Below are 24375 nucleotides of genomic sequence, written 5' to 3'. Positions count from 1 at the left end.
TACGTCCCACACCCGGGTTTGGTGACGGAATTCACAGTCAACATCCCGTCCTGTAGCTGTTTTCGACCGCGTCAGCCGGAGGGAGGGGCAGATGTCGAATCTCACCGCCCTGTCGCCCATCCTGCGGACCGCGATCGATCCCGTGGTGGTCCTCGACCCCCAGGGCGTGATCCTGGACTGGAGCGCCCGCGCCGAAGCGGCCTTCGGCTGGCCGCGCGAGGAGGTCCTGGGCCGGGGCCTGATCGAGGTGCTGGCCCCGTTGCGCCACCAGACCGCCTATCGCCAGATCCTGAGCCGGCGGCTGGCCTCGGCCGAGCCGCCGGTCGAGCGTCAGAAATCCCAGCTGATGGCGGTGCGCAAGGATGGCGTGGAGATCCCCATCGAGGTGTCGCTGGCCGCGTTCGGGGAGGCCGACGCGACGGTGTTCCTGGGCTTCATCCGCGACGTCACCGATCGGGTCGTGGTCCATGAGCGGCTGGCCGCCGGCGAGGCGCGGTTCCGGGCCGCCATCGGCGCGGTGAACGGCATCCTGTGGACCAATGACGCCTCGGGCCGGATGGTCGGCGACCAACCCGGCTGGTCCGCGCTGACCGGCCAGACGCCCGAGCAGCACCAGGGCTTTGGCTGGGTCGACGCCGTCCATCCCGACGACGCCGGGCCGACCCTCCTGGCCTGGAACGCCGCCGTCGCCCGGGGCGGCCCCTTCACCTTCGAGCACCGGGTGCGGCGCCACGACGGCGCCTGGCGCGACTTCGCGGTCCGCGCGGTCGCCGCCCTCGAAGCCGACGGCTCGATCCGCGAGTGGATCGGCGTGCACGCCGACATCACCGAACGCAAGCGGGCCGAGGAACGTCTGCGCGAAAGCGAGGCCCGGTTCCGGGCCATGGCCGACTCGGCCCCCGCCCCGGTCTGGATGACCTCGGCCGCCGGCGGCATCACCTTCGCCAACGAAGCCTTCGCCGAGTTCGCCGGCATAGACGCCGAGGCCCTGCTGGGCGACGCCTGGGTCGGCATGATCCATCCGGAGGACATCGCCGAGGTCGGGGCTCGGCGGGCGGCGGCGCGCGGCGCGCCCGAGGGTCCTCGGGCCTACGGCTTCGAGGCGCGGTTCCGGTGCGGCGACGGCGGCTATCGCTGGATGGTGGCCAACGCCCGGCCGCGGATCGACGCCCGAGGCCAGTTCCAGGGCTATATCGGCATGGCCATGGACATGACCGAGACCAAGGCGGCCGAGGCCCGCCAGCGGCTGCTGATCAACGAGCTCAACCACCGGGTCAAGAACACCCTGGCCTCGATCCAGTCGATCGTCCGCCAGACCCTGCGCGCGGACGAGACGCCGGTGCGGGTGCGCGAGCGGCTGATCGACCGGCTGCTGGCCATGTCGGCCGCCCACGACGTGCTGACCCGCGAGAGCTGGGAAGGCGCGGCGCTGGACGACATCGTGCGCCAGGGGGTCGCCCCGTTCATCGACGATCGCGAGCCGGGGCGTGTGAGCATCGACGGCCCCAGCCTGCGGGTCGGCGCCAGCACCGCCCTTTCCCTGGCCCTGGCCGTGCACGAGCTGGCCACCAACGCGGCCAAGTACGGCGCCTTATCGACCCCGGCCGGCAAGGTGGCCATCGCCTGGGACCAGACGGGCGAGGACGGGGCGGTCCTGACCTGGGCCGAGCGCGACGGCCCTCCCGTGGTCCCTCCCGACCGAAAGGGCTTCGGCACCCGCCTGCTGGATCGCGGCCTGTCGGCCGACCTGGGCGGCCAGCCCAAGCTGACCTTCGCCGTCGAGGGCGTGCGCGCCGTATTGCCGGTCAGGCTGGCCTAGGAGCGCCTTCCAGACCGCCCGTGAAATGGCGACAATCGCCCCCGCGTCGCGCCTTGAAGTGTTCGGACATCTTCGGATCCCAATGGAAACGCGATTTCCGTCCAAATTTTTCGCTGCGATGCAGCGCGTCGTTTCGCCACGCCCGGACAACGGCGGGGCGACGACGCGTTCGCAATGGCTAAGCTTAACAAGCGCCGCGGGGCCCCAAGCCGCGCCGACACGACGCATCGACAAAAGCATGCGCCAGATCTCGGCGATCGTTAACGCGTTTCGTCGTCCCCAGTATTTCAGTTTTTAGAGCGAAAGCGCCTCATCAACTCGATCTATTAGAGACCATAATGGGTCATTGCAGATCGTACACTTTGTATAATTAGGTCCATATCTTTGCTATTTACTCAAAATTAATTTAACAAAACGCTCGATAAGTGGAACGAAAGCCAGATCACGGCCCAGCGTTATCTTGTTAGGACTCTTTTATCCGACTTTCTTAAACGCGAATATAGGACGCCCAGCCATTTTCCCCACGGGTCGGGGAGCAAGGTCCATGAATTCGGAAAACCAAGTCTATTACGTGCAAAACGTCGGGAACGCCTGGAACTATCAGGCCGCCAACGGCGTCTCGCGCTTCGAGGTGCGGGCGGGCGACAACCTGGCCGGCGACGGCGCGACCAAGGAACGGTCGGAGATCGCCAGCGCCGCGAAGCTGCAGGCCGGGCAGACCTACGAGATCAGCTTCAGCGTCATGATCGAACCGGGCGCGAAGAACACCGCCGACTGGATGACGCTGGTTCAGCTGCAATCGACCTTCGACAAGGGCGAAGCCGGCCACAGCCCGGCCTTCGCGCTCGAGATGGTCGGCGACAAGATGCGCATCGTGACCCGCGACTCCAGCGCGGCGATCTCGACCGAGGCCGACATCCGCTATGTCCGGCACTACACCGACACCGCGGACGTCGTCCGGGGCCAATGGTACGACTTCAAGCTCCAGATCAAGTTCGACCCCTTCGGTCAGGGCCACCTGGTGGTCTGGCGTAACGGCGTCGAGCTGGTCGACTTCCACGGCGCCCTGGGGTTCAACGACCTTGTCGGCGCCTATTTCAAGGAAGGGGTCTATCGGGAGTCTTCGCCCGAGACCTTCGCGGCCAACTTCAAGGGCCTTTCCATCACGACCGTCAGCGACAAGGTCCTTCCCCAGCCCTCGGCCGGCATCGGACTCGCCGACAGCGTCTTGGCCGCGCCGGCGGCGCCGGCGGCGCCCGTGACGCCGGCCGCGCCGGTCCACGCCATCCTTTCGGGCACGGCGAACGCCGACACCCTGACGAGCGCGTCCAAGACCGACATCCTGCACGGCGAGGCCGGCAACGACATCCTGATGGCCGCGAACGGCGCCTACGAGCTGGATGGCGGCGCGGGCGTCGATACGGTCTCGTTCAAGGGGCTGACCAGCGCCATGATCGTCGACCTGGGCGTGACCACCGCCCAGACCACCGTGCTCGGCTCGATGACCTTCATCAACATCGAGAACCTGACGGGCGGGTCGGGCGCCGACAGGCTCACGGGCAACGACTTCGCCAATGTCCTCGACGGCGGCGCCGGAAACGACTTCCTGTACGGCAAGGCCGGGGACGACATCCTGCACGGCGGCGCGGGCAACGACGTGCTCGACGGCGGCCTGGGCCGCGACACCGGCGACTGGTCGGACGTCACCACCGCCATCGTCGGCAACGAGGCGGCCGGCGTGGTCAACACCGGCGACGGCTTCGTCGACACGGTCAGCTCGATCGAGGTCTGGAAGCTGGGCAGCGGCTCGGACACCCTGGTGACCCAGGGCGCCAGCACCGTCTATGCCGGGGCAGGTAACGACACCTTGTCCGACAGCGGAGCCCAGGCCAACACCTTCTACGGCGAGGCGGGCGACGACCGTATCGACGGCATGGGCGGCAACGACTTCATCAGCGGCGGCGACGGTAACGACCGCCTGCTGGGCGGCAGCGGCAACGACATCCTGGTCGGCGGCGCCGGGGCCGACACGATGGACGGCGGCGCCGGCAAGGATGTCTTCCAGTTCCTGGCCATGGGCGACCTGCCGATCGGCAAGTACGAGACCATCAATGCGTTCGAGTCCGGGATCGACAAGCTGGACTTCAGCGCCATCGACGCCGACGGCAAGGCCGCCAACGGCGACACCGCCTTCAAGCTGGTGAGCCAGTTCCACGGCGTGGCGGGCGAGATCCTGATCTCGCACCCGGCGGGCGCCAACTACTACACCGTCCAGCTCGACAACAACCTCGACCACATCGCCGACGCGACCCTGATCGTCTACGGGCCGACCCTGGTCGCCACCGACTTCATCCTCTGAACCGGACCAACGCGCCGACCCCTCGGGTCGGCGCGAAGGCGGCGTATGGGAAGTTCGCGCGGCCGCCGACGCGGACCGTGTCCGCGGCGGCCGGAAACCCGCATTGACTCCCCCGCCGACCCCCGTATTTTCCGCGCCGTCCGCGTGACTGGCGCTAGTGATGGGCAACCATCGGGGAGCGCGGACCTCAACCGCCGCGCGCCTGGGCTCCATTCCGTCGTCAACAGACCCGAGGAGTCCGCCGTGCCCGCCGCCCCCGACTATCCGTCCGCCCCCGATCTCGTCGCCCCCCGGCGCGCCCTGCTGTCGGTTTCAGACAAGACCGGCCTGGTCGAGGCCGCCCAGGTCCTGCACGCGGCGGGCGTCGAGCTGGTCTCGACCGGCGGCACCAAGGCGGCGATCGCGGCGGCCGGGATCCCGGTCAAGGACGTTTCGGACCTGACCCAGTTCCCCGAGATGATGGACGGCCGGGTCAAGACCCTGCACCCGATCGTCCACGGCGGGCTGCTGGGCGTGCGCGACGCGCCCGAGCACGCCAAGGCCATGGCCGACCACGGCATCGGCGGCATCGATATCCTGTACGTGAACCTCTATCCGTTCGAGGCCACGGTCGCCAAGGGCGGGTCCTACGCCGAATGCGTCGAGAACATCGACATCGGCGGCCCGGCCATGATCCGTTCGGCCGCCAAGAACCATGGCTATGTCGCCGTCTGCACCGATCCGTCGGACCTGGCCGAGGTGCTGGACGCCCTGAAGGCCGGCGGCACCACCCTGGCCCTGCGCCAGACCCTGGCGGCCCGCGCCTACGCCCGGACGGCGGCCTATGACGCGGCGATCTCCACCTGGTTCGCCGCCCAGCTGGGCCAGGACTTCCCGGCCCGCAAGTCGATCGCCGGCGAGCTTCGCCAGACCATGCGCTACGGCGAGAACCCGCACCAGAAGGCGGCCTTCTACACCTTCCCCAACCCGCGCCCCGGCGTGGCGACGGCTGTCCAGCTGCAGGGCAAGGAACTCAGCTACAACAACATCAACGACACCGACGCGGCCTTCGAGCTGATCGCCGAGTTCGATCCGGCCGCCGGTCCGGCCGTGGCGATCATCAAGCACGCCAACCCCTGCGGCGTGGCGGTCGGCGCCACCCAGCGCGAGGCCTACGAGCGGGCCCTGGCCTGTGACCCGACCAGCGCCTTCGGCGGCATCGTCGCGGTCAACACCCGCCTGACCCGCGAAGCGGCGCTGCAGATGGTCGAGATCTTCACCGAGGTGGTGATCGCCCCGGAAGCCGACGACGACGCCGTCGCGGTGTTCGCCGCCAAGAAGAACCTGCGCCTGCTGGTCACCGGCGGCCTGCCCGACGCTCTGTCGACCGGCGACACCTTCAAGTCGGTGGCCGGCGGCTTCCTGGTCCAGTCCCGCGACGACGCCCGGATCAAGGCTTCGGACCTGAAGATCGTCACGAAGCGTCAGCCGACGGACGAGGAGGTGCGCGACATGCTGTTCGCCTTCACCGTGGGCAAGCACGTCAAGTCCAACGCCATCGTCTACGCCCGCGCGGGCCAGACCCTGGGCGTCGGGGCCGGCCAGATGAACCGCAAGGACTCGGCCCGCATCGCGGCCCTGCGGGCCGCTGATTTTGGCTTGGACCTCCGTGGGTGCGCCTGCGCCTCGGAAGCCTTCTTCCCGTTCGCCGACGGCCTGATCCAGGCGGCGGAGGCCGGGGCCACGGCGATCATCCAGCCCGGCGGCTCGATGCGCGACCCCGAGGTCATCGAGGCCGCCGACCGCCTGGGCCTGACTATGGCGTTCACCGGCGTGCGGGTGTTCCGCCACTAGGGCAAGCCGCGCGGAAAAGCGGATGTCGATCTTCCGCGCGACGCTCTAGAACTTGACCTCGAGCGAGGCCGAATAGGTGCGCGGCGGGCCGTAGAAGCCGATCACCGAGTTGTTGTAGGTCGCGACGCCGAAGTTGTAGCCGCCGGTGCGATAGCGTTCGTCGGTCAGGTTCTTGCCGGCCACCGAGATCTTGTAGCGGCCGCCTTCCGGCGCCCAGCTGGCGGTCAGGTCCACCAGGGTGAAGGCCTTCTGGTCCAGCAGCGGCAGGGGCAGCTCAAACTGCTGGTAGTCGTCGCGATAGCTGACCATTGGGGTGACCTGCAGCTGGCCGCCGGCCACGGTCCCGCGCCAGGTCAGGCTGGCGTTGCCCGTCCATTCCGGGGTGTTCTGGAAGCCGTAGAGGTCGGCCACGTTGACGACCTGGCCGCCGGCTGGGATCGTCTGCGACGGGTTGACCGGGTTCGGCGCCCCGGCCGGCACGAAGCGGTTGAAGGTGTCGTACTTGGCGTGGATGTAGCCCAGGGCCACCGTGCCCGACAGGTGCTGGCTGAACGCCGCCTTGGCCTCGAACTCGACGCCGTACAGGGTGGAGGCGCCGGCGTTGTCGACCGAGCTGGCGATGCCCGAGGGCACGACCACCTGGGTGGTGACCTGCTGGTCCTTGTACTTGGACAGGAAGGCGGCCGTGGCGAACGACACCCGGCGATCGAACAGGTTGCCCTTCAGGCCCACCTCGTAGGCGTTGACCGTCTCAGGATCGTAGCCCTCGACCGTCTGGGGGGTCAGGAAGGCGTCGCCGCGCATGTCCCAGCCGCCCGACTTGTAGCCCTTCGAATAGGACACGTAGGTGTTCAGGTCGTCGGTCAGCTCGTACGAGGCCGACAGGCGGGGGGTGAACTCCTCGAAGGTCTTTTCGGCGCTGTAGTTGGTGCGCACCTGCAGGATCGGCCGCGGCGTTCCCCCCTGGTAGGGCGAGCGGGTGGCGCCCAGGTAGAAGAACCGGAAGGTGTTGCTGCGCTTGTGGTCGCGGGTGGCGCGGGCGCCCAGCGAGACCTTGAAGCGGTCGGTGAAGCTGGCGGAAACGTCGAAGAAGGCCGCGAAGCTCTGGGTGCTGACCTTGCCGCCGTCGGCGATCGAGACGCCCAGGTTGCCGGCGATGGTGTCGAACTCGCCCGAGGCCTGGCTGTTCATGTAATAGAGGCCGAACACGCCCTGGACGGTGTCGTCCGAATAGACCGCCTGCAGTTCCTGCGAGAACGAGCGGTCGTCATAGGTGGCCGGCACGTCCAGGGTCGGCAGCGGCGTGCCGTCGAAGTCGATCAGGGTCTGGGTGTGGCCCTTGCGACCGGCGGTGATCGACTTGAAGGTCAGGAACTCGCTGGCGTGATACTCCCCGGCCAGCGACAGCCCCTCGGTCTTGACCGCGTTCTTGTCCCCGAGGCCCGCCTGGGTGTCGTAGGCGTCCAGCACCTTGTAGCCGCCGACCAGGGCCGGCAGCTCGCGGTGGCCGTGGCGAGGATTGGAATCATCCTGCACCTTGTCGTAGGCCAGCCGGAAGAACAGGTCGTCGTTCGGCTTGTACTCGGCGCTCAGCCGATAGGCCTGGACGTCCTTGTTATAGTGCTCGGCGCCGGTCGTCAGGTTCGTGCCGTAGCCGTCGCGCTTGTAGAGGGCGTAGGCGCCGCCCACCGACAGGCCGCCGCCGACCGGCGTATGCCCTTCGACCAGCAGGTCGGTCTGGTTGTAGCTGCCGTAGGTCCCGCGGATCTTGCCGCCGGCCTCGTCGCCCAGGCGGTTGGTCACGTACTTGATCGCCCCGCCGATGGTGTTGCGGCCGTAGAGCGTGCCCTGCGGACCGCGCAGCACCTCGATCCGCGAGACGTCGAACACGTCCAGCACCGCGCCCTGCGGGCGATAGATGTAGACGTCGTCGACATAGAGGCCGACGCCGGGCTCGTAGCCCCACAGCGGGTCCTGCTGGCCGATGCCGCGGATGTAGGAGATCAGGGTCGAGTTCGAGCCGCGCGCGGTCTGCACGGTGATGTTCGGCGTGGTCTGCGACAGGGTGGTGATGTCGTTGGCGGCCTGGCGCTCCAGGGTCTCGGCGCTGAAGGCCGAGACGGCGATCGGCACGTCCTTGAGGGTCTCCTCGCGGCGGCGGGCGGTGACGACCAGTTCGTCGACCGCGACCTGGTCGGCGCCGGCGGGCGCGGCGTCCTGGGCGAGCGCGGTGGAAGCGGCGGTCGACCAGGCCGCGCCGGCCAGCAGCGCGAGCTTGAGCATCGTCTTCATGGGTTTTCCCCTCCCCTATGCGTTCCGTCCCGTGCCGGACAGCCCCGTCGAACGGACGCATTTCCCGGCGTTCGCGAATTCATGCGTTCGCGAATTGGAGAACACTGTCACCCAGAGTTGCGCTTCGCGCCAGCCCTTTTTCACCAACTGATGAAATGAGCGCACGGGACAGCGGAAGACGTTGGGAAGGTTCGGAATCAGCCCCGCGGCGCGCGGGCGATCACGGCCTCGAAGCCGGCGGCGCAGTAGGCGAACAGTCGGGCCCGCACCGCGCCCAGGTCGCTGGAATGGCACTCCCCGCCCGACAGGGAATCGATGCGGCCGGTCTCCGACAGGGCCAGCATCATCGAACCGGTCAGGAACTGGTAGCTCCAGTAGAGGTCGCGATAGGCCGCGTCCGGACGAACCACCTTCAGGGTCTCGACCAGCCGGTGGACGACGGGGTCGAAGAACCGCGCCATAGTTTCGCCGCCCCAGGCCGGGGTGTTGTTCACCTGGGCCACGAGGGCGAAATAGCTTTTCCAGCCCTGGCCGCCGTCCTGGGAGATGCGCAGCAGGGGCTCGATGAAGGCCTCGATCACCCCTTCGACCGTCATGACCCCGGCATGGCGCTTCTCGTAGGCGTCCATCGACACGCTGCGGGCGGTGTTGAGGATCTCGGCTCGGCGCAGGAACACCGCGTCGAACAGCTCGCGCTTGGCGCCGAAATAATAGTGGATCAGGGCGGTGTCGACGCCGGCCTCGGCGGCCACCTGGCGGATGGTGACGCCGTGGAAGCCGTGGCGCGCGAACAGCCCCTCGGCGGCGTCGAGGATGGTCTCCTTCAGGTCCCGTCCCGCGGCCTTGGATGGTCGGCCGCGTCCGGCCGGCTTGGCGCGGGCGGCGGGCTGGGCGCGAGGGGCTCGAACTTGCGACGTCATGTTCCGTGGTCCGCGCATGGCTTGACCGTTCGTAGGCCTCCCGGCGCGGACCTGGCAAGCGCGACGCGCTCCCGTCTAGCCGAACGCCATCTGCCACATCAGCCGACCGGGCAGGAAGGCGAAGGCGCCGGCGATCAGCAGGCCGCCGACGAACAGTCCCGTCATCGTCCGGCCATGCAGGCGGACATTGTGCTTGCGAGCCGCGAACACCCCCATGGGCAGGGCGATCAGGGTCCAGCCGGCGAACAGGTGCAGGAAGCTGTAGCCGCCGGGATTGGACCGGTGGATGAACAGCGACGAGATCGCCGCGGTCGCCATGGCCACGACCCACAGCCAGCCCAGCGTGCGGTGGACGGTGTTCCCCTTCAGGCCCAGCAGCAGGACGACGCCGATCGCCAGGGCGGTGGTCACCGCCGCCACATGAAGCTGGATCTGGATCGGCGCGGCCGCCAGCAGGCCCAGGTGGGGCGCGTGCAGGTGGCCCTTGAGGTGCGCGAGGCCGCCCAGCACCGTCCCCGGCCCATGGCCCCGGGCGGCGCCCGTCGCCAGGATCAGGCCCACCGTGACGGCCAGGCCGATGGCGACCATGCGGATAAAGCGGGCCGGACCGATTGACAGGCTGGTGTCGGACATCTTGTTTCTCCCGAAGCGATCGCGCCGTGCCGGGGCGATCAAGGTCGGGTCCGGCTTAGGATCGGCGGCGACGGGGGTCATCCGAAGGTGCGTGAGAAAGCGTCGGCAGTTCGTGAACGGCGGGCCGCCGCCATTGGCGAAGCGCCAACGGACACGCCCGTCCCGGCGCTCCTGCGCGGCTACCTGCGGCCGCTGGCCGTGGCGGTGGTCGCCGGCGCCTTCCTGGCTCTGGTCGGCGCGCTGGGCACCAGCGACACGCCGCTGGTTCCGCGCCTGGGCTACTGGATCGGACTGTCCACCCTGGGCGCGGTGCTGGGCACGACCGTGGCCCAGGCGGTCGGCGGACTGTGGCCGGGCCTGGCCTCGACCTGGTGGCGGGCCCTGATCATCGTCGTCGTGCTGACCCCGCTGTTCACGGTTCTGGTCTGGCTGGCCGGCGGCCGCTCGCCCCCGACCCCGCGCGTCGCGGCGACCTATTTCGGCGTCACCCTGCTGATGACCGGCGGCATGACCGCCCTGATGACCCTGGCCACCCGACGGGTGATCGAGACCCACGCCGCGCCGCCGGAAGCGCCGCCGCCCCGCTTCCTTGAACGCCTGCCTCCGCGCCTGCGCGGCGGCGAGATCTACGCCGTCGAGGCCGAGGACCACTATCTGCGCCTGCACACCTCCAAGGGCCAGGACCTGATCCTGCTGCGCCTGTCCGACGCCGTGGCCGAGCTGGAGGGCATCGAGGGCGCCCAGACCCACCGCTCCTGGTGGGTGGCCAAGGCGGCGGTGCGGGACGCCCGGCGGGGCGACGGCCGCGCCACCCTGGTCCTGGCCAACGGCGTCGAGGCGCCGGTCAGCCGCGCCTACGCCCGGACGCTGCGCGAGGCGGGCTGGTACTAGGCAAGCGCTGGATCCAGCCGCTGAAAAGCAGAAGGCTCCCCGGGGGCGAATCCGGGGAGCCTTCGTTCATCCGATCGTCGAGGGGACGCCGATCAGAACTCTTCCCAGTCGTCGACCTTGGTGGCCAGGGCGGCGTTGCTGGCCCGGCCGGGCCGGGCGGCGGTGGCGGCGCGGGGCTGGGCCGGCCGCGCGGCCGGCGCCGTCGCGGACGCGTCGCCGACCCGGAAGCGGTCGACCAGGGCCGCCAGCTGGCTGGCCTCGTTCTTCAGCGAATGGCTGGCCGCCGTCGCTTCCTCGACCATGGCGGCGTTCTGCTGCACCACCTGGTCCATCTGGTTCACCGCCTTGTTGACCTCCTGCAGGCCGGTCGACTGCTCGACGGCGGAGGCGGCGATCTCGGTGACCAGGCCATCGATCGAGGCCACCTGGGCGACGATGCGCTGCAGGGCCTTGCCGGTCTGGCCGACCAGGTCGACCCCGGCCCCGACCTGCTGGGTCGAGGTCGAGATCAGGGTCTTGATCTCCTTGGCGGCCTCGGCCGAGCGCTGGGCCAGGGCCCGCACTTCCTGGGCGACGACCGCGAAGCCGCGGCCCGCGTCGCCGGCCCGGGCGGCTTCGACACCGGCGTTCAGGGCCAGCAGGTTGGTCTGGAAGGCGATCTCGTCGATCACCCCGATGATCTGGCTGACCTGGGCGGACGAGGTCTCGATCTCGGTCATGGCATGGACCGCCTGGCCGACGATACGGCCGGACTCCTCGGCGTCGGTGCGGGCGGTGGCGACCACGGAGGAGGCCTCCTTGGCGCCGGACGCGGTCTTGCGGACCGTGGCGGTGATCTCGTCGAGCGCGGCGGCGGTCTCTTCCAGGCTGGCGGCCTGCTGTTCGGTGCGGCGGGCCAGGCTGTCGGAGGCGTCGGCGATCTCGTCGGAGCCGCTGCGCACGCCGTTGGTGGAAACGATGATGGCCGCCATGGCCTCGCGCAGCTTTTCGACCGCCAGGTTGAAGTCCTCGCGCAGTTGGCGGTAGCGGCCGGCGAAGTCGGCGTCGATGCGGCAGGTCAGGTCGCCCTGGGCCAGGCGCGCCAGGCTCGCGGCCAGTTGGTCGACCACGGCGCTCTGCTCGGCGGCGACCACGCGGCGCTCGTCGTCATTGGCGGCGCGCTCGCTTTCGGCTGTCAGGCGGGTCTGTTCGGCGACGGCCTCCAGCCGGATCTTGGCGATCGCCGCTTCCTTGAAGGTGGCGACGGCGGCGGCCATCTGGCCGATCTCGTCCTTGCGGCCAGTGGCCGGGATGCCCACGCCGTTGTCGCCCGAGGCCAGGCGGCGCATGGCCGCCGTCATGGCGGTGACCGGCGCGGCGATGACGCCCGACAGCAGCAGGCCGCCGCCCAGGGCGATGGCGATGGCGACGCCGATCCCGATCGCCAGGGTCAGGCGGGCCTCCAGGGCGGACCGCTTCTGGGCCGCGGCCTCGGCGGCGACGACGGCTTCCGAATTCTTGACGATCAGCTCGATGTCGTCCTCGACGACCGAGACCGCCTGGTCGGCGACGCCGTCGTGCTTGACCAGGTCTACCGCCTGCTGGTGGGTGGCCGGATCGCGCGCCAGGGTCTCGCCCGGCTCGATGGCCTTCTTGCGGTAGTCGGCGTAGGCGGCGTCGACGTCGGCGATCCGGGCCAGCTGGGCCTCGTCACCCTTGGCCAGGGTGCGCAGTTGCTCCAGCGCGGCCAGGAACTTCGGCTTGTGGGCCTCTTCCAGGCGCTTGACGTAGTATTCGTCGCCCGACAGCAGGAAGCCGCGCAGCGAGTTTTCCTGGCGGGTCAGCCGGAAGGCGGCGGTGTCGGCGGCCCGCAGCGACAGGTAGGCGCGCTCGGTGCGCTCGATCGAAGCTTCGTATTTGGTCTGGTTGACGAAGAGCGTCACGCCCATCACCGCGATCGCCGAAAGCATCACGGCGAAGACCGCCATCAGCTTATGGGGGATTTTCAGATCGCCGAAGGTCATGGACGCGCTCCACTTGAGATCGCGACGCAAAAACTTCATGGACCACGGACAGTTAGGCGGCAGTCGGAAGCGCGCGTCGCACGTCCCATCTGTTGCGGCGGCAGGGTTTCCACGGCCTTAACCGTGCTGTGACGCAAGGTCGCAGGCGCAAAGCGGAAGGTCAGACGACGGCGGCGTTTCGCGGCGCCGCCCCAATTCAGGATTGCATGCCCAAAGGCTTCGAGCGTGACACAAGCCGAGACGTTCTACCTGAAGCGGTAGCCGCCGAAGGTCGCAAAAAATTTCGCCTTAGTGCGCCTCGTCCCAGTTGGCGGCGGCCCGGGCTTCGACCGTCAGGGGCACCGAGATGGCCACCGCCGGCGCGGCCGCGCCCTGCATGATCTCGCGGGCGACCCTGATCGTGGCCTCGGCCTCGGCCTCCGGCGCCTCGAACACCAATTCGTCGTGCACCTGCAGCAGCATCTTCGCCGAGAGGCCCGCCGCTTCCAGCGCGCCCGGCATGCGGATCATGGCCCGGCGCATGACGTCGGCCGCCGCGCCCTGGATCGGGGCGTTGATCGCCGCCCGCTCGGCGAACTGCCGGTGGGCCACCGACTTGCCGCCGATGTCGGGGATGTTGATCTTCCGCCCGAAGATGGTGGTGACATAGCCGTGCTCGCGCACGAAGGTCTTGGTCGCCTCCATATAGGCCTGGATGCCCGGGAAGCGCTCGAAATAGGTCTTGATATAGGCCCCGGCCTCGCCCTGCGGGATCGACAGCTGGTTGGCCAGGCCGAAGGCCGAGATGCCGTAGACGATGCCGAAATTGATCGCCTTGGCCCGGCGACGCACCTCGCTGGGCATGCCCTCGATCGGCACGCCGAACATCTCCGAGGCGGTCATGGCGTGGATGTCCAGGCCCTCCTGGAAGGCCGTCTTCAGCTGAGGGATGTCGCCGATGTGGGCCAGCAGGCGCAGCTCGATCTGGCTGTAGTCGGCGCTGATCAGCACCTTGCCCGGGGCGGCCACGAAAGCCTTGCGGATCTTGCGGCCTTCCTCGGTGCGGATCGGGATGTTCTGCAGGTTGGGGTCGGACGACGACAGGCGACCCGTGGTGGTCGAGGCCAGGGCGTAGGAGGTGTGCACCCGGTTGCCGCCGCCGGGCGCGATGGCCGCGATCAGGTTCTCGGTGTAGGTGCCCTTCAGCTTTGACAGCTGGCGCCAGTCCAGCAGCACGCGCGGCAGCTCGTGCTCCAGGGCCAGGGCCTCCAGCACGTCGCTGTCGGTCGACCACTGGCCGGTGGCGGTCTTCTTGCCGCCCTTCAGGGCCATCTCGCCGAACAGCACGTCGCCGATCTGCTTGGGGCTGCCCAGGTTGAACGGACGGCCGACCAGTTCCTGGGCCCGGGCCTCGAACTCGGCCATCCGCATCGAAAACTCGTTGGACAGCCGGCGCAGGGTGTCGGGATCGACCCGGATGCCCTCGTTCTCCATGGCCGCCAACACGGCCGGCAGCGGGCGCTCCAGGGTCTCGTAGACGGTCAGCAGACCCTCGCGGGCCAGGCGGGGCTTGAGCGCCTCATAGAGCCGCAGGGTGACGTCGGCGTCCTCGGCGGCGTAGGCGGTCGCCTCGGCCAGACCCACATGCTTGAAGCTGATCTGGCCCTTGCCCGAGCCGGCGACCTGCTTGAACGGAATGGGCTTGTGGCCCAGCCACAGCTCCGACAGCTCGTCCATGCCATGGCCGTGCAGCCCCGCCTCCAGCACGTAGCTGATCAGCATGGTGTCCTCGATCGGACCCACCTTGATCCCGTGGCGGGCCAGGACGGCGATGTCGTACTTGGCGTTCTGGGCCACCTTCAGCACCGCCGGATCCTCCAGCAGCGGCTTGAGAGCGGCGATGGCTTCTTCCAGTGGGATCTGCACGAGGTCGGCGGCGGCTTCCAGGGCCAGGCCGTCCTTCTCGCAGTGGCCGACCGGGATGTAGCAGGCCTCGCCCGGCGCGATGGCCAGCGACACGCCACACAGGCCGGCGGTGGCCGACGACAGGGCGTCGGTCTCGGTGTCGAAGGCGACGATCCCCTTGGCCGTGGCCTTGGCGATCCAGGCGTTCAGGGTCTCCAGGTCCTGGATGCGGACATAGGCGGCGTGATCGACGCTGGCCGGCTGGGCGACCGGATTGGCGGCGGCCCGGGCGGCGGCGCCCATGTAGGACACGCCCAGCACCGGAGCGGTCGGCGTCGCGGCCGGGCGGTCGAGCGTGCGCGGCGCGGCCGAGGCGTTGCCGTCGCCGACCCGGCGGGCCAGGGACCGGAACTCCATCGTCTCCAGGAAGTCGGCCAGCACCTGCTTGTCGGGCTCGCGCACGACCAGGTCGTCGATCGGCTCGGGCAGCGGGGTGTCGCAGTCCAGCTGCACCAGCTGCCGCGACAGCCGGATCTGGTCGGCGTATTCGATCAGGGTCTCGCGGCGCTTGGGCTGCTTGATCTCGCCGGCCCTCGCCAGCAGGGTGTCGAGGTCGCCGTATTCGTTGATCAGCTGGGCGGCGGTCTTGATCCCGATGCCCGGCGCGCCCGGCACGTTGTCGACGCTGTCGCCGCACAGCGACTGTACGTCGACCACCCGCTCGGGATAGACGCCGAACTTCTCGAACACCTGCTCGCGGTCGATGCGCACGCCCTTCATGGGGTCGAACATCGACACCCCGTCGCCGACCAGCTGCATCAGGTCCTTGTCGGACGAGACGATCACCGTCTCGCCGCCCTGCTCGCGCACCCGGCAGGCATAGGCGGCGATCAGGTCGTCGGCCTCGTAGCCCGGCAGCTCGATGGCCGGGACGCCGAAGGCGCGGGTAGCCTCGCGCACCAGCGGGAACTGCGGGATCAGGTCCTCGGGCGGCGGCGGCCGGTGGGCCTTGTACTTGTCGTAGAGCGTGTTGCGGAACGTCTTCTCGGAATGGTCCCAGATCACCGCCAGGTGGGTGGGCGTATCGCCCTGCATGTCGCGCATCAGCTTCCACAACATGTTGCAGAAGCCCTGGACGGCGCCCACCGGCAGGCCGTCGCTCTTGCGGGTCAGCGGCGGCAGGGCGTGATAGGCGCGGAACAGATAGGCCGAGCCGTCGACCAGGAACAGCCGTACGGCGGGGCCGTCCTGGGTCAGGGGACGGTCGGCTTCCACCGCGGTCGGCAGGGAAGCGGCGGAATCGGGCGCGAGCGTGTCGGTCATGGCCGGGAAGATAGGCGGTCACGGCCCGCGCGGAAACACCCTCGGAGGCCGCTGATGACAGTGGCGCTTCGACGAAAGGCGCCATAGGCTCCACCCTAGGCTGCAACCTGGTGCGCGGCCCGAAGCGTTCATTGGGGGAATGATGAGGATCTGGGTTCTGGCGGCGTTCGCGACGGCGGCGTTGAACGGCGTGGCGGCGGCGGACGACGGGAAGGTCCACCCCCAGCTATTGCGGCGGGTCACGGCCGCCGAGAAGGCGGCGGCCTATCCCAAGACGGCCTTCGACAGGAAGATCTCGGGCGAAGCGACGCTGGACTGCACGGCAGACGACGCCGGCCGCGAGGTCGATTGCCGGGTCATCGACGAGAAGCCCGCCGGTCTGGGCTTTGGTGAGGCGGCCCTGGCGCTGTCGGCCAAGGAGCGCGTCAAGACCACGGACGGCCAGGGCGGATCGATCGTCGGCAAGCGTTTCGAGACGGACTTCTCGTTCCTCGCCCCGGGCGATTCCAATCCCGACTGGTTGCGCAAGCCCTCGGCCCAGGATCTGGCCGCCGCGTTCCCGACCAAGGCCCTGCGGGATGGTGCGGCCGGCAAGGCGACGATCAAGTGCAACGTCACGATCGAGGGGTTCCTGGAGCGCTGCGCCGTGCTGTTCGAAAGCCCCGCGGACTTCGGCTTCGGCGCGGCCGCGCTGCAGCTGTCACCGCAGTTTCGCATGTCGCCGAAGATCCGCGGCGGCAAGCCCGTGCCCGGCGGCGACGTCACCATTCCGATCAATTGGGAAGCCCCCATCGCCAGGGGTCCCGCCGCCACGTTCGGTTCGCGTCGGCTGATGGTCGATCCGCCATGGGTCCGCGCGCCCAGCCTCGAACAGGTGCGCGCGGCCTGGCCGGCGGCGGCCAAGGACACGGCGTCGGGGCAGGCGGCGCTGCGTTGCGGGCTCAGCCCGACCGGCGCGCTGAAGGACTGCGAGGTGATTTCGGAAATCCCGTCGGGCAAGGGCTTCGGCCGCGCCGCCAAGAGCTTGGCGAGCGCCTTCCAGATCTATGTGCGGCCGGAAGACGCCAAGGCCGTTCGAAACCTCAACATCGACGTGCCCTTCCGCTTCCGCGACCCGGCCACGCCGGACACGCGACAACTGACCCGTCCGCGCTGGACCACCACCCTGACCGCCGAGGGCATGTCGGCGATCTATCCCGCCGCCGCGGTCAAGGCCGGCGTCTTCAGCGGCCTGGGCGTGGTCGACTGCGCCGTGGACGCCGGCGGCCGCCTGGTGGACTGCTCGGCCAGGCGCGAAGAGCCCGCGAGGCTTGATTTCGGGGCGGCGGCGCTGGAAGCCGCCAAGGTGATGGCGATGAACCCGTGGACCAAGGAGGGCGATACGGTCGAAGGTCTCCGGATCGCCTTGCCGATCCGCTTCACCTGGCAAGAAACGGCGGCCGAGGCCGCGGCGCCTTCTGCGCCCGCCAAGCCCTAGCCGAACCGGGCGTTCAGGTTGGGAAGGTTCTTGCCGAACGCCGCGTAGTCGGTGGTGTCGCCGTCGGCCAGATAGGTGCGGGTTCCCGCCAGCATTGCGCCATAGGCCGCGTTGAACGGGCCGGTGGCCGAGCTCAGCCGCCGAACGCCCAGTTCCGCCAGGCGCCGGGCCGAGGGCATGCCCGGGCGGCCCATGACGTTGAGCGGCAGGGTGATCCCGGCGGCGAGGGCCGACAACAGGTCCTCCTCGATCGGTAGCGGCACGAAGATCCCGCTGGCCCCGGCCTCAGCGTACAGCGCCGCGCGGCGCAGGGCCTCGGCCAGGGCCGCCTCGCCCTGCGCCAGGCCGGCCAGATAGACGTCGGTGCGGGCGTTGATGAACAGGTTCACGCCCGCCTGGTCGGCGGCGGCGCGGACGGTCTGGATCTTGCGCGCGTGCAGGTCCGGATCGCGGCGGCCGTCCTCGAAATTGATCCCCACGGCCCCGGCCCCGACCACGGCCTTGATCGTTTCGGCCAAGGTCGCCAGGTCGTCGGTGTAGCCGCCCTCGATGTCGGCGGTGACGGGGACCGACACCACCCGGGCGATGCCGGCGACGGTGTCGATGACCGCCGCCACGGGCACGGCGTCGCCGTCGGCATAGCCCCGCGCCCAGGCCACGGCGGCGCTGGAGGTCGCCACGGCCTTGGCCCCGGCGTCCTCCATCAAGGCCGCGCTGGCCGCGTCCCAGGCGTTGGGCAGGACCAGCACCTCGGGTCCGGCGTGCAGGGCGTGAAAGCGGTCGGCGGTCGTGGTCATGGCGGCGCTCCGAGGGTCAGGCGAGCGGACTATCGGCAATCGCGCCCCGGCCGTCTCGCGAAAATCGGACCTTATTGCCCCGTCGCCGACACGCCTTGGCGACGGGCGCCCGCGAAAACGGCGATCGTCGAATTACGGCAAACGCGTCGTATTGCCGCCTTGGCGAGGTCAATTGCCTCGCCTAGAGGCAGGAGGTTCGCCATGGCCGCAAAAACGGGAACCTCCCCTTCTCCCGGGCTTTGGTTTGAACGACCCGAAACACAGGAAGACCCTGGCCCATGGTTTCATGGAAGAAGATCCGTGTCGGTACGGCGCTCGTCGCCGCCACCCTGACCACCGCCGCCGTGCTGGCCGTGGCCCCCGCCCATCCTGTCGCGCCGCCCGCCGGCCCGACCAGCGAGCCGGTCAAGCTGACCCCGCCGCTGATGCCCGCCGAAGCGGGCAAACCGCTGCCCAAGACGATCCTGACCTGACGGACCGTCCTGGCCCAAGAATCCGGGCCTGACCTAGATTTCCAGCGGCTTTGGGCGCTATGGAGCGCCCATGCCCTTCACCGCCACCGTCCTGACCATGTTCCCCGAGGCCTTTCCCGGCCCGCTCGGCGTTTCGCTGATCGGCACGTCGTGGAAGGAACAGGACCTGTGGCGATTGGAAACACTGGACATTCGGGGGTTTTCCAAGGATAAGCGCGGCTTCCTCGACGACACCCCCGCGGGTGGCGGCGTGGGAGCGGTACTGAAAGCGGACGTCATCGCCGCCGCGCTGGACAGCGTGGATGTCGGTGGGCGGCCGCTTTTGTACATGAGCGCCCGGGGTCGGCCCCTGACCCAGGCGCGCGTCAAGGAATGGGCTAAAGCGCCGGGCGTCATCGTCCTGTGCGGCCGTTTCGAGGGGGTGGACCAGCGGGTGCTCGACGCCCGGGGGTTCGAGGAGGTCTCGGTCGGAGACGCTGTTCTTGCCGGTGGCGAGGCGGCGGCGATGGTCGTGATCGAGGCGTGCGTTCGATTGGCTCCAGGGGTTCTGGGCAATTTCGAGAGCACGCAGGAAGAAAGCTTCGAGGACGGGCTCCTCGAGCATCCGCAGTACACCAGGCCGCGGACGTTCGAAGGGCTCGACATCCCCGAGGTGCTGCTGTCGGGCGACCACAAGAAGGTGGCCCAGTGGCGGAAAAGCATGCGTGAAGAAACCACCCGCGAGCGGCGTCCAGACCTCTGGGAAGCGCATCTCGCCAATCAACAGGCAAAAGGCGGCCCGAAAACGGGTAAGCCCAAAGGAGACTAGAGTTATGGCTGCTAACATCATCAAGGAACTCGAGCGCGAAGAAGCCCAGCGTCTGCTGGCCGCCCGCGCCATCCCCGAGTTCGAGCCGGGCGACACCCTGCGCGTCAACGTCCGCATCAAGGAAGGCGAGCGCGAGCGCGTCCAGGCCTATGAGGGCGTCTGCATCGCCCGTTCGGGCGGCGGCGTGCACGAGAGCTTCACCGTCCGCAAGATCTCGTTCGGCGAAGGCGTGGAGCGTCTGTTCCCGCTGCTGTCGCCGAGCATCGAAAGCATCGAAGTCAAGCGTCGCGGCGTCGTCCGTCGCGCCAAGCTGTACTACCTGCGCGACCGTCGCGGTAAGTCGGCCCGGATCGCCGAACGCTCCAACATCCGCAAGGTGGAAGCCGCCGACGCCGAATAGGCTTGGCGACTTGCCGAAGATCAGGGCCCCGGCGAAAACGCCGGGGCCTTTTTCGTATGGGTTTCAGCGGCCAAGCTTGGGTGCAAGCGCACGAATGTATTGACAAAACGTCGTTGTCTGGTGTTTGGTGAACGCACCCCCACCGCTCTGCGACGGGCTTATAGACCGCCCCCTTGCTAGGGAGTGGCCCTCTTCAGGAACGGCGTCATGGCCCCTGAAGGAAATGCGATATGAGGGCGCGCCCCAAACACATGGGCGCGCCCTCTTTGCGTTCGGAAAGCCCTATCTGATCGTGGCCCGGTGCGGCGGCGAGCGGCGCTTGCGCGGCGGCGCGGCGGCCTGGGCGTCCCGGCGGTCGCGCATCCGCTGCAGGCGCTTGCGGACCCGCGCGTCGCGCAGCAGGGCGGCGGGAACGTCGGTCAGCATCTTCAGGCCGGCGATCGGCGAGACGTTGCGCACGTCGCGGCGGGCCTGGGCCAGCACCTCGCCGACCATCAGCCGGTTGTCGATCTCGCCCTGCTCCTTGACCATGGCCAGGCGGTGCAGGGCGTAGAGACCCAGGATCGCGGCGATCAGGAAATAGAAGTCCCAATTGGAGATCCGCAGCGGCATCAGGGTCAAGACGTCGCCGGGGCTGGTCCAGCGCAGCAGGATCTCCAGCTGGCGGGCGGCGAAGAAGTCGGCGAACATCCCGCCCAGCAGCGGCGCCAGGCCGGCGGCGGCCGAGCTGATCAGGGCGTTGGCGGCGATATAGGCCGTGGCCGAGCCGCGCGGCGACAGCTTCAGGGCGATATTGCCCGACGACAGGGTCACCCCGGCGGTGGCCAGCCCCATCAGGGCGTGCAGGCCCACCAGATAGGCCATCACCCAGGGCCGGTCGTGGATCTGCGAGGCGCCGACCATGGCGGCGATGCAGGCGATGAACAGCGGCGCGGCCACGGCCAGCACCGACTTGTTGGCGAAGCGGTCCGACAGCAGACCCCAGCTGCGCAGGGCCAGGACGTTGGTGGCCTGGCTGACCACGCTGAGCACCACCACGAAGGTGACCGAAAGCCCCAGCTGCTTGACGAAGAACACCGTGAAGAACGGCGTGGCCAGGTTCACCGCGAACTGCCAGCTGGCCAGGAAGGCGATCAGCCGGCGAAAGTTCCTGTCCTTCAGCGGGGCGCGCAGCAGCGGGACCAGCTTCACCCGCTCGGCCGGGGCGGGCATCTGCGGCTCGGGGGTCAGGGCCAGCTCGCGGCAGCTGAGCAGGCCGGCCAGGAAGGCGGCCAAGTACAGACCCGCGAACACGAACGGCCGCAGGAACGAGCCTTCCGGCGCGCGGTCCAGGGCCACGGCGGCGGCCAGGCTGGCGACCAGGCCGACGATGGTGGCGTTGATGGTCCGCTTGGCGAAGATCTGCCCCATCCGCTGCTCGGGGGCCAAGTCCCGCACCCAGGCGTTCCAGGCGCAGCCGCCGAAGGTCGCGACCCCGCAATAGAACACCTGCGCCGCGACAAGCCCCATCAGGGGCAGCTGGCCGCCGCCGGTCAGGGCCAGCAGGGCCATGCCGATCAGGGCGCAGCGGCTGATCAGGCTGGCCAGCACCGAGATCCGCTTGCGGGTGCGCAGCCCCTCGACCAGCAGCACGCCGGGCAGCTGCAGCAGTTGCACCCAGAAGGTTATCGCCGCCAACAGGCCGATGGTGGTGTTCGACGCCCCCAGTTGCAGAGCGAAGGCGGTCAGGATGACGCCGCTGGTCACCGCCGTGACGGCGTTCGAGAAGCCCGCCTCCCGGACCAGATGTCGCAGGCCGCGCTCGCGGTCGGCGTCGCTCAGGCTGGGCGTGGGGGCAAGAAACATGCGCTGCGCGGCCTTTGCATGGCTTCGCCGAGGCAGGTTTGATCCAACTTGCCGCCGGCGGGCGTTGATTTTCGGCGTTTCCTCGCTTTACGCGCCCCGTCTCAAGGCCTAGATGCCCGGGTATCATGACCCGCGCACCAAAGACCCTCTACGACAAGATCTGGGACGCTCACGTCGTCAACGAACAGGACGGCGAAGCGATCCTCTATATCGACCTGCACCTGATCCACGAGGTGACCACCCCGCAGGCCTTCGCCGGGCTTCGGGCGGCCGGCCGCAAGGTGCGCCGGCCCGACCGCACGCTGGCCGTGGCCGACCACAACATCCCGACCGAGGGCCAGGCCAAGGGCGTCGACGCCGTGGCCGACGACGAGGCCAGATTGCAGCTCAAGACCCTGGCCCGCAATGTGCAGGACAACGGCATCGAGTTCTTCCCGATGGGCGACATCCGCAACGGCATCGTCCACGTGGTCGGCCCCGAGCAGGGCCGCACCCAGCCGGGCATGACCATCGTCTGCGGCGACAGCCACACCTCGACCCACGGCGCCTTCGGGGCCCTAGCCCACGGCATCGGCACGTCAGAGGTCGAGCACGTCCTGGCCACCCAAACCCTGCGCCAGGAGAAGGCCAGGAACATGCTGGTCCGCGTCGATGGCCAGCTGGGCCCCGGCGTCACGGCGAAAGATGTCGCCCTGGCCGTGATCGGCGAGATCGGCACCGCCGGCGGCACCGGCTATGTCATCGAGTTCGCCGGTCCGGTGGTCGGCGACCTGTCGATGGAAGGCCGCATGACCCTGTGCAACCTGACCATCGAGGGCGGCGCCAAGGCTGGCCTGGTCGCGCCGGACGACAAGACCTTCGCCTATATCCAGGGCAAGCCCTCGGCCCCGAAGGGCGCGGCCTGGGACATGGCGCTGTCGTACTGGAAGAGCTTCGTCAGCGACGAGGACGCCCATTTCGATCGCACCGTGGTGATCGACGGCTCGGCCCTGGTCCCGATGGTCACCTGGGGCACCTCGCCCGAGGACGTCATCCCGGTGACCGGCAACGTCCCGGATCCGGAAAGCTTCGCCACCCCCGACAAGCGCGCCGCCGCCCACCGGGCGCTGGACTATATGGGCCTGACCGCCGGCCAGCCGATCTCGGACGCCCGCATCGACCGGGTCTTCATCGGCTCGTGCACCAACAGCCGGATCGAGGACATGCGGGCCGCCGCCGCCGTGGTGCAGGAGGCCTTCCTGCATGGCCGCCTGGTCGCGCCTCACGTCAAGGCCATGGTCGTGCCGGGCTCGGGCCTGGTGAAGGAACAGGCCGAGGCCGAGGGGCTGGACGCCATCTTCAAGGCCGCCGGCTTCGACTGGCGCGAGCCGGGCTGCTCGATGTGCCTGGCCATGAACCCCGACAAGCTGCAGCCGCAGGAGCGCTGCGCCTCGACCAGCAACCGCAACTTCGAGGGCCGCCAGGGTCGGGCCGGCCGCACCCACCTGGTGTCGCCGGCCATGGCGGCGGCGGCGGCGATCGCCGGCCACCTGGTCGACGTCCGCACCCTGCTTGAGGAGACCGCCTGATGCAGGCCTTCACCCGTCTGGACGGCCGCGCGGCGCCGCTGTCGCTGGCCAATATCGACACCGACCAGATCATCCCCAAGCAGTTCCTCAAGACCGTCGAACGCGAGGGCCTGGCCAAGGGCCTGTTCTACGACTTCCGCTTCGACGGCGAGGGGCACGAGATCAGCGACTTCGTGCTCAACCGGCCGGAGTACAAGGGCTCCAGCGTGCTGATCGCCGGCGACAACTTCGGCTGTGGAAGCTCGCGCGAGCACGCGCCGTGGGCGTTGATGGACTACGGGATCATGTGCGTGATCTCAACCAGCTTCGCCGACATCTTCAACAACAACTGCTTCAACAACGGCCTGCTGCCGGTGGTGCTGAAGCCCGAGGAAGTCGCCGTCCTGATGGACGAGGCCAAGGGCGGCAACCACATGGTCAGCATCGACCTGGCCGAGCAGACGGTGATCTCGCCCTCGGGCAAGAGCTTCCACTTCGACATCGATCCGGTGCGCAAGGACAAGATGCTCAAGGGCCTCGACTTCATCGGCGAGACCCTGATGCACAGCGCCGACATCGACGTCTACGAGAGCAAGCGGGCGTTGGATCGGCCGTGGCTGGAAGCGTGAACGCCCTGCGTCCTTCGAGGCCCGCTGCGCGGGCGCCTCAGGATGAGGTAACCAGTTGCACAAAGCTCCTCATCCTGAGGTGCGAGCCGAGGGCGAGCCTCGAAGGACGCAGGGTGCTGAAGTTGGGGCGCCGCCCATGACCGTCATCCTGGCCGGCACGATCCGCGTTCCGCCCGAACGCCTGGCCGAGCTGCGGCCGCACCTGCGCGCCCAGGTCGAGGGCAGCCGGGGCGAGCCGGGCTGCCTGGACTATGCGCTGAGCGAGGATCCTCTGGATCCGGGCCTGATCCGGGTGTTCGAGCACTTCATCGACGAGGCGGCCCTGGCCTTCCACCGCGCCAGCCCGCACATGGCCGCCTGGCGCGCCTGCTTCCCCGAACTGGGCGTCCACGACCGCCGCATGTCGTCGTTCGACGTCACCGACTATCGATCCATCTAAGAG

At 69.0% G+C, this 24375-nt stretch carries 18 protein-coding genes and 1 riboswitch; of the genes, 11 read left to right on the top strand and 7 right to left on the bottom strand.

The features are described from left to right. Positions 1-91 precede the first annotated feature (91 nt). From ACSQ2G_RS09630 to purH, 3 genes are all read left to right on the top strand, one after another. A complete protein-coding gene (locus ACSQ2G_RS09630; RefSeq protein ID WP_436030314.1) occupies positions 92-1819 on the top strand; it encodes a PAS domain S-box protein in 1728 nt (575 codons plus the stop codon). Positions 1820-2363: 544 nt separating this feature from the next. Further along, on the top strand, positions 2364-4178 hold the full coding sequence (locus tag ACSQ2G_RS09625) for a heparin lyase I family protein (protein ID WP_436030312.1): 1815 nt from the start codon (positions 2364-2366) through the stop codon (positions 4176-4178). A gap of 134 nt (positions 4179-4312) precedes the next feature. After that, a riboswitch (ZMP/ZTP riboswitch) is annotated at positions 4313-4393 on the top strand. A gap of 28 nt (positions 4394-4421) precedes the next feature. Continuing rightward, a complete protein-coding gene (purH, locus tag ACSQ2G_RS09620) occupies positions 4422-6011 on the top strand; it encodes a bifunctional phosphoribosylaminoimidazolecarboxamide formyltransferase/IMP cyclohydrolase (RefSeq protein WP_436030310.1) in 1590 nt (529 codons plus the stop codon). A gap of 45 nt (positions 6012-6056) precedes the next feature. Here the strand turns inward: purH and ACSQ2G_RS09615 are convergent, their stop codons facing one another. From ACSQ2G_RS09615 to ACSQ2G_RS09605, 3 genes are all read right to left on the bottom strand, one after another. Continuing rightward, the gene (locus tag ACSQ2G_RS09615) at positions 6057-8303 is read right to left on the bottom strand and encodes a TonB-dependent receptor (RefSeq protein ID WP_436030308.1); all 2247 of its coding nucleotides are present in this window, start codon (positions 8301-8303) and stop codon (positions 6057-6059) included. Between the two features lie 197 nt (positions 8304-8500). Further along, positions 8501-9223, bottom strand: coding sequence for a TetR family transcriptional regulator (locus tag ACSQ2G_RS09610; protein ID WP_436030306.1), 723 nt, complete (start codon positions 9221-9223; stop codon positions 8501-8503). Positions 9224-9298: 75 nt separating this feature from the next. Then, positions 9299-9856, bottom strand: a complete 558-nt coding sequence (locus ACSQ2G_RS09605) for a DUF2306 domain-containing protein (protein ID WP_436030304.1) — start codon at positions 9854-9856, stop codon at positions 9299-9301. An 87-nt stretch (positions 9857-9943) separates the two neighbouring features. On the opposite strand from ACSQ2G_RS09605, the gene ACSQ2G_RS09600 reads away from it, so the two are divergent. Then, positions 9944-10747, top strand: a complete 804-nt coding sequence (locus tag ACSQ2G_RS09600; protein ID WP_436030302.1) for a LytTR family DNA-binding domain-containing protein — start codon at positions 9944-9946, stop codon at positions 10745-10747. Positions 10748-10839: 92 nt separating this feature from the next. Here ACSQ2G_RS09600 and ACSQ2G_RS09595 read toward each other — a convergent pair whose 3' ends face one another. Both ACSQ2G_RS09595 and polA read right to left on the bottom strand, forming a co-directional pair. Beyond that, the gene (locus tag ACSQ2G_RS09595) at positions 10840-12750 is read right to left on the bottom strand and encodes a methyl-accepting chemotaxis protein (protein ID WP_436030300.1); all 1911 of its coding nucleotides are present in this window, start codon (positions 12748-12750) and stop codon (positions 10840-10842) included. Positions 12751-13038: 288 nt separating this feature from the next. Further along, positions 13039-15957 (bottom strand): DNA polymerase I, encoded by a 2919-nt coding sequence (gene polA, locus ACSQ2G_RS09590; protein ID WP_436030298.1) that lies wholly within the window; start codon positions 15955-15957, stop codon positions 13039-13041. 142 nt (positions 15958-16099) lie between these two features. Here polA and ACSQ2G_RS09585 point away from each other — a divergent pair, with 142 nt between their 5' ends. Next, the gene (locus ACSQ2G_RS09585) at positions 16100-17434 is read left to right on the top strand and encodes a TonB family protein (RefSeq protein WP_436030297.1); all 1335 of its coding nucleotides are present in this window, start codon (positions 16100-16102) and stop codon (positions 17432-17434) included. Here ACSQ2G_RS09585 and ACSQ2G_RS09580 read toward each other — a convergent pair. Beyond that, on the bottom strand, positions 17431-18231 hold the full coding sequence (locus ACSQ2G_RS09580; RefSeq protein WP_436030296.1) for an isocitrate lyase/PEP mutase family protein: 801 nt from the start codon (positions 18229-18231) through the stop codon (positions 17431-17433). The two genes, ACSQ2G_RS09585 and ACSQ2G_RS09580, sit on opposite strands and share 4 nt — an antisense overlap. A gap of 278 nt (positions 18232-18509) precedes the next feature. On the opposite strand from ACSQ2G_RS09580, the gene ACSQ2G_RS09575 reads away from it, so the two are divergent. From ACSQ2G_RS09575 to rplS, 3 genes are all read left to right on the top strand, one after another. After that, positions 18510-18704 (top strand): hypothetical protein, encoded by a 195-nt coding sequence (locus tag ACSQ2G_RS09575; protein ID WP_028038807.1) that lies wholly within the window; start codon positions 18510-18512, stop codon positions 18702-18704. A 70-nt stretch (positions 18705-18774) separates the two neighbouring features. Next, positions 18775-19512, top strand: coding sequence for a tRNA (guanosine(37)-N1)-methyltransferase TrmD (trmD, locus tag ACSQ2G_RS09570; RefSeq protein WP_436030294.1), 738 nt, complete (start codon positions 18775-18777; stop codon positions 19510-19512). A 4-nt stretch (positions 19513-19516) separates the two neighbouring features. Continuing rightward, positions 19517-19912 carry a 50S ribosomal protein L19 gene (rplS, locus tag ACSQ2G_RS09565; protein ID WP_436030293.1) on the top strand — a complete coding sequence of 132 codons (396 nt, stop codon included), beginning with the start codon at positions 19517-19519 and terminating at the stop codon, positions 19910-19912. A 282-nt stretch (positions 19913-20194) separates the two neighbouring features. On the opposite strand, the gene ACSQ2G_RS09560 is transcribed toward rplS, so the two are convergent. After that, on the bottom strand, positions 20195-21757 hold the full coding sequence (locus ACSQ2G_RS09560; RefSeq protein ID WP_436030292.1) for an MFS transporter: 1563 nt from the start codon (positions 21755-21757) through the stop codon (positions 20195-20197). A 125-nt stretch (positions 21758-21882) separates the two neighbouring features. Between ACSQ2G_RS09560 and leuC the strand changes: the two genes are divergently transcribed. From leuC to ACSQ2G_RS09545, 3 genes are all read left to right on the top strand, one after another. Further along, positions 21883-23325: a 3-isopropylmalate dehydratase large subunit gene (leuC, locus tag ACSQ2G_RS09555; RefSeq protein WP_436030290.1), complete on the top strand. Its 1443-nt coding sequence runs from the start codon at positions 21883-21885 to the stop codon at positions 23323-23325. Continuing rightward, positions 23325-23933, top strand: coding sequence for a 3-isopropylmalate dehydratase small subunit (gene leuD, locus ACSQ2G_RS09550; protein WP_436030288.1), 609 nt, complete (start codon positions 23325-23327; stop codon positions 23931-23933). The genes leuC and leuD overlap by 1 nt, the downstream gene beginning before the upstream one ends. Before the next feature lie 136 nt (positions 23934-24069). After that, the gene (locus ACSQ2G_RS09545) at positions 24070-24372 is read left to right on the top strand and encodes a putative quinol monooxygenase (protein ID WP_436030286.1); all 303 of its coding nucleotides are present in this window, start codon (positions 24070-24072) and stop codon (positions 24370-24372) included. Positions 24373-24375 lie beyond the last annotated feature (3 nt).

Origin of the sequence: Caulobacter sp. LjRoot300 (assembly GCF_964253875.1) — a bacterium.
Classification (GTDB): domain Bacteria; phylum Pseudomonadota; class Alphaproteobacteria; order Caulobacterales; family Caulobacteraceae; genus Caulobacter.
This window is presented reverse-complemented; position numbering and strand designations above follow the sequence as displayed.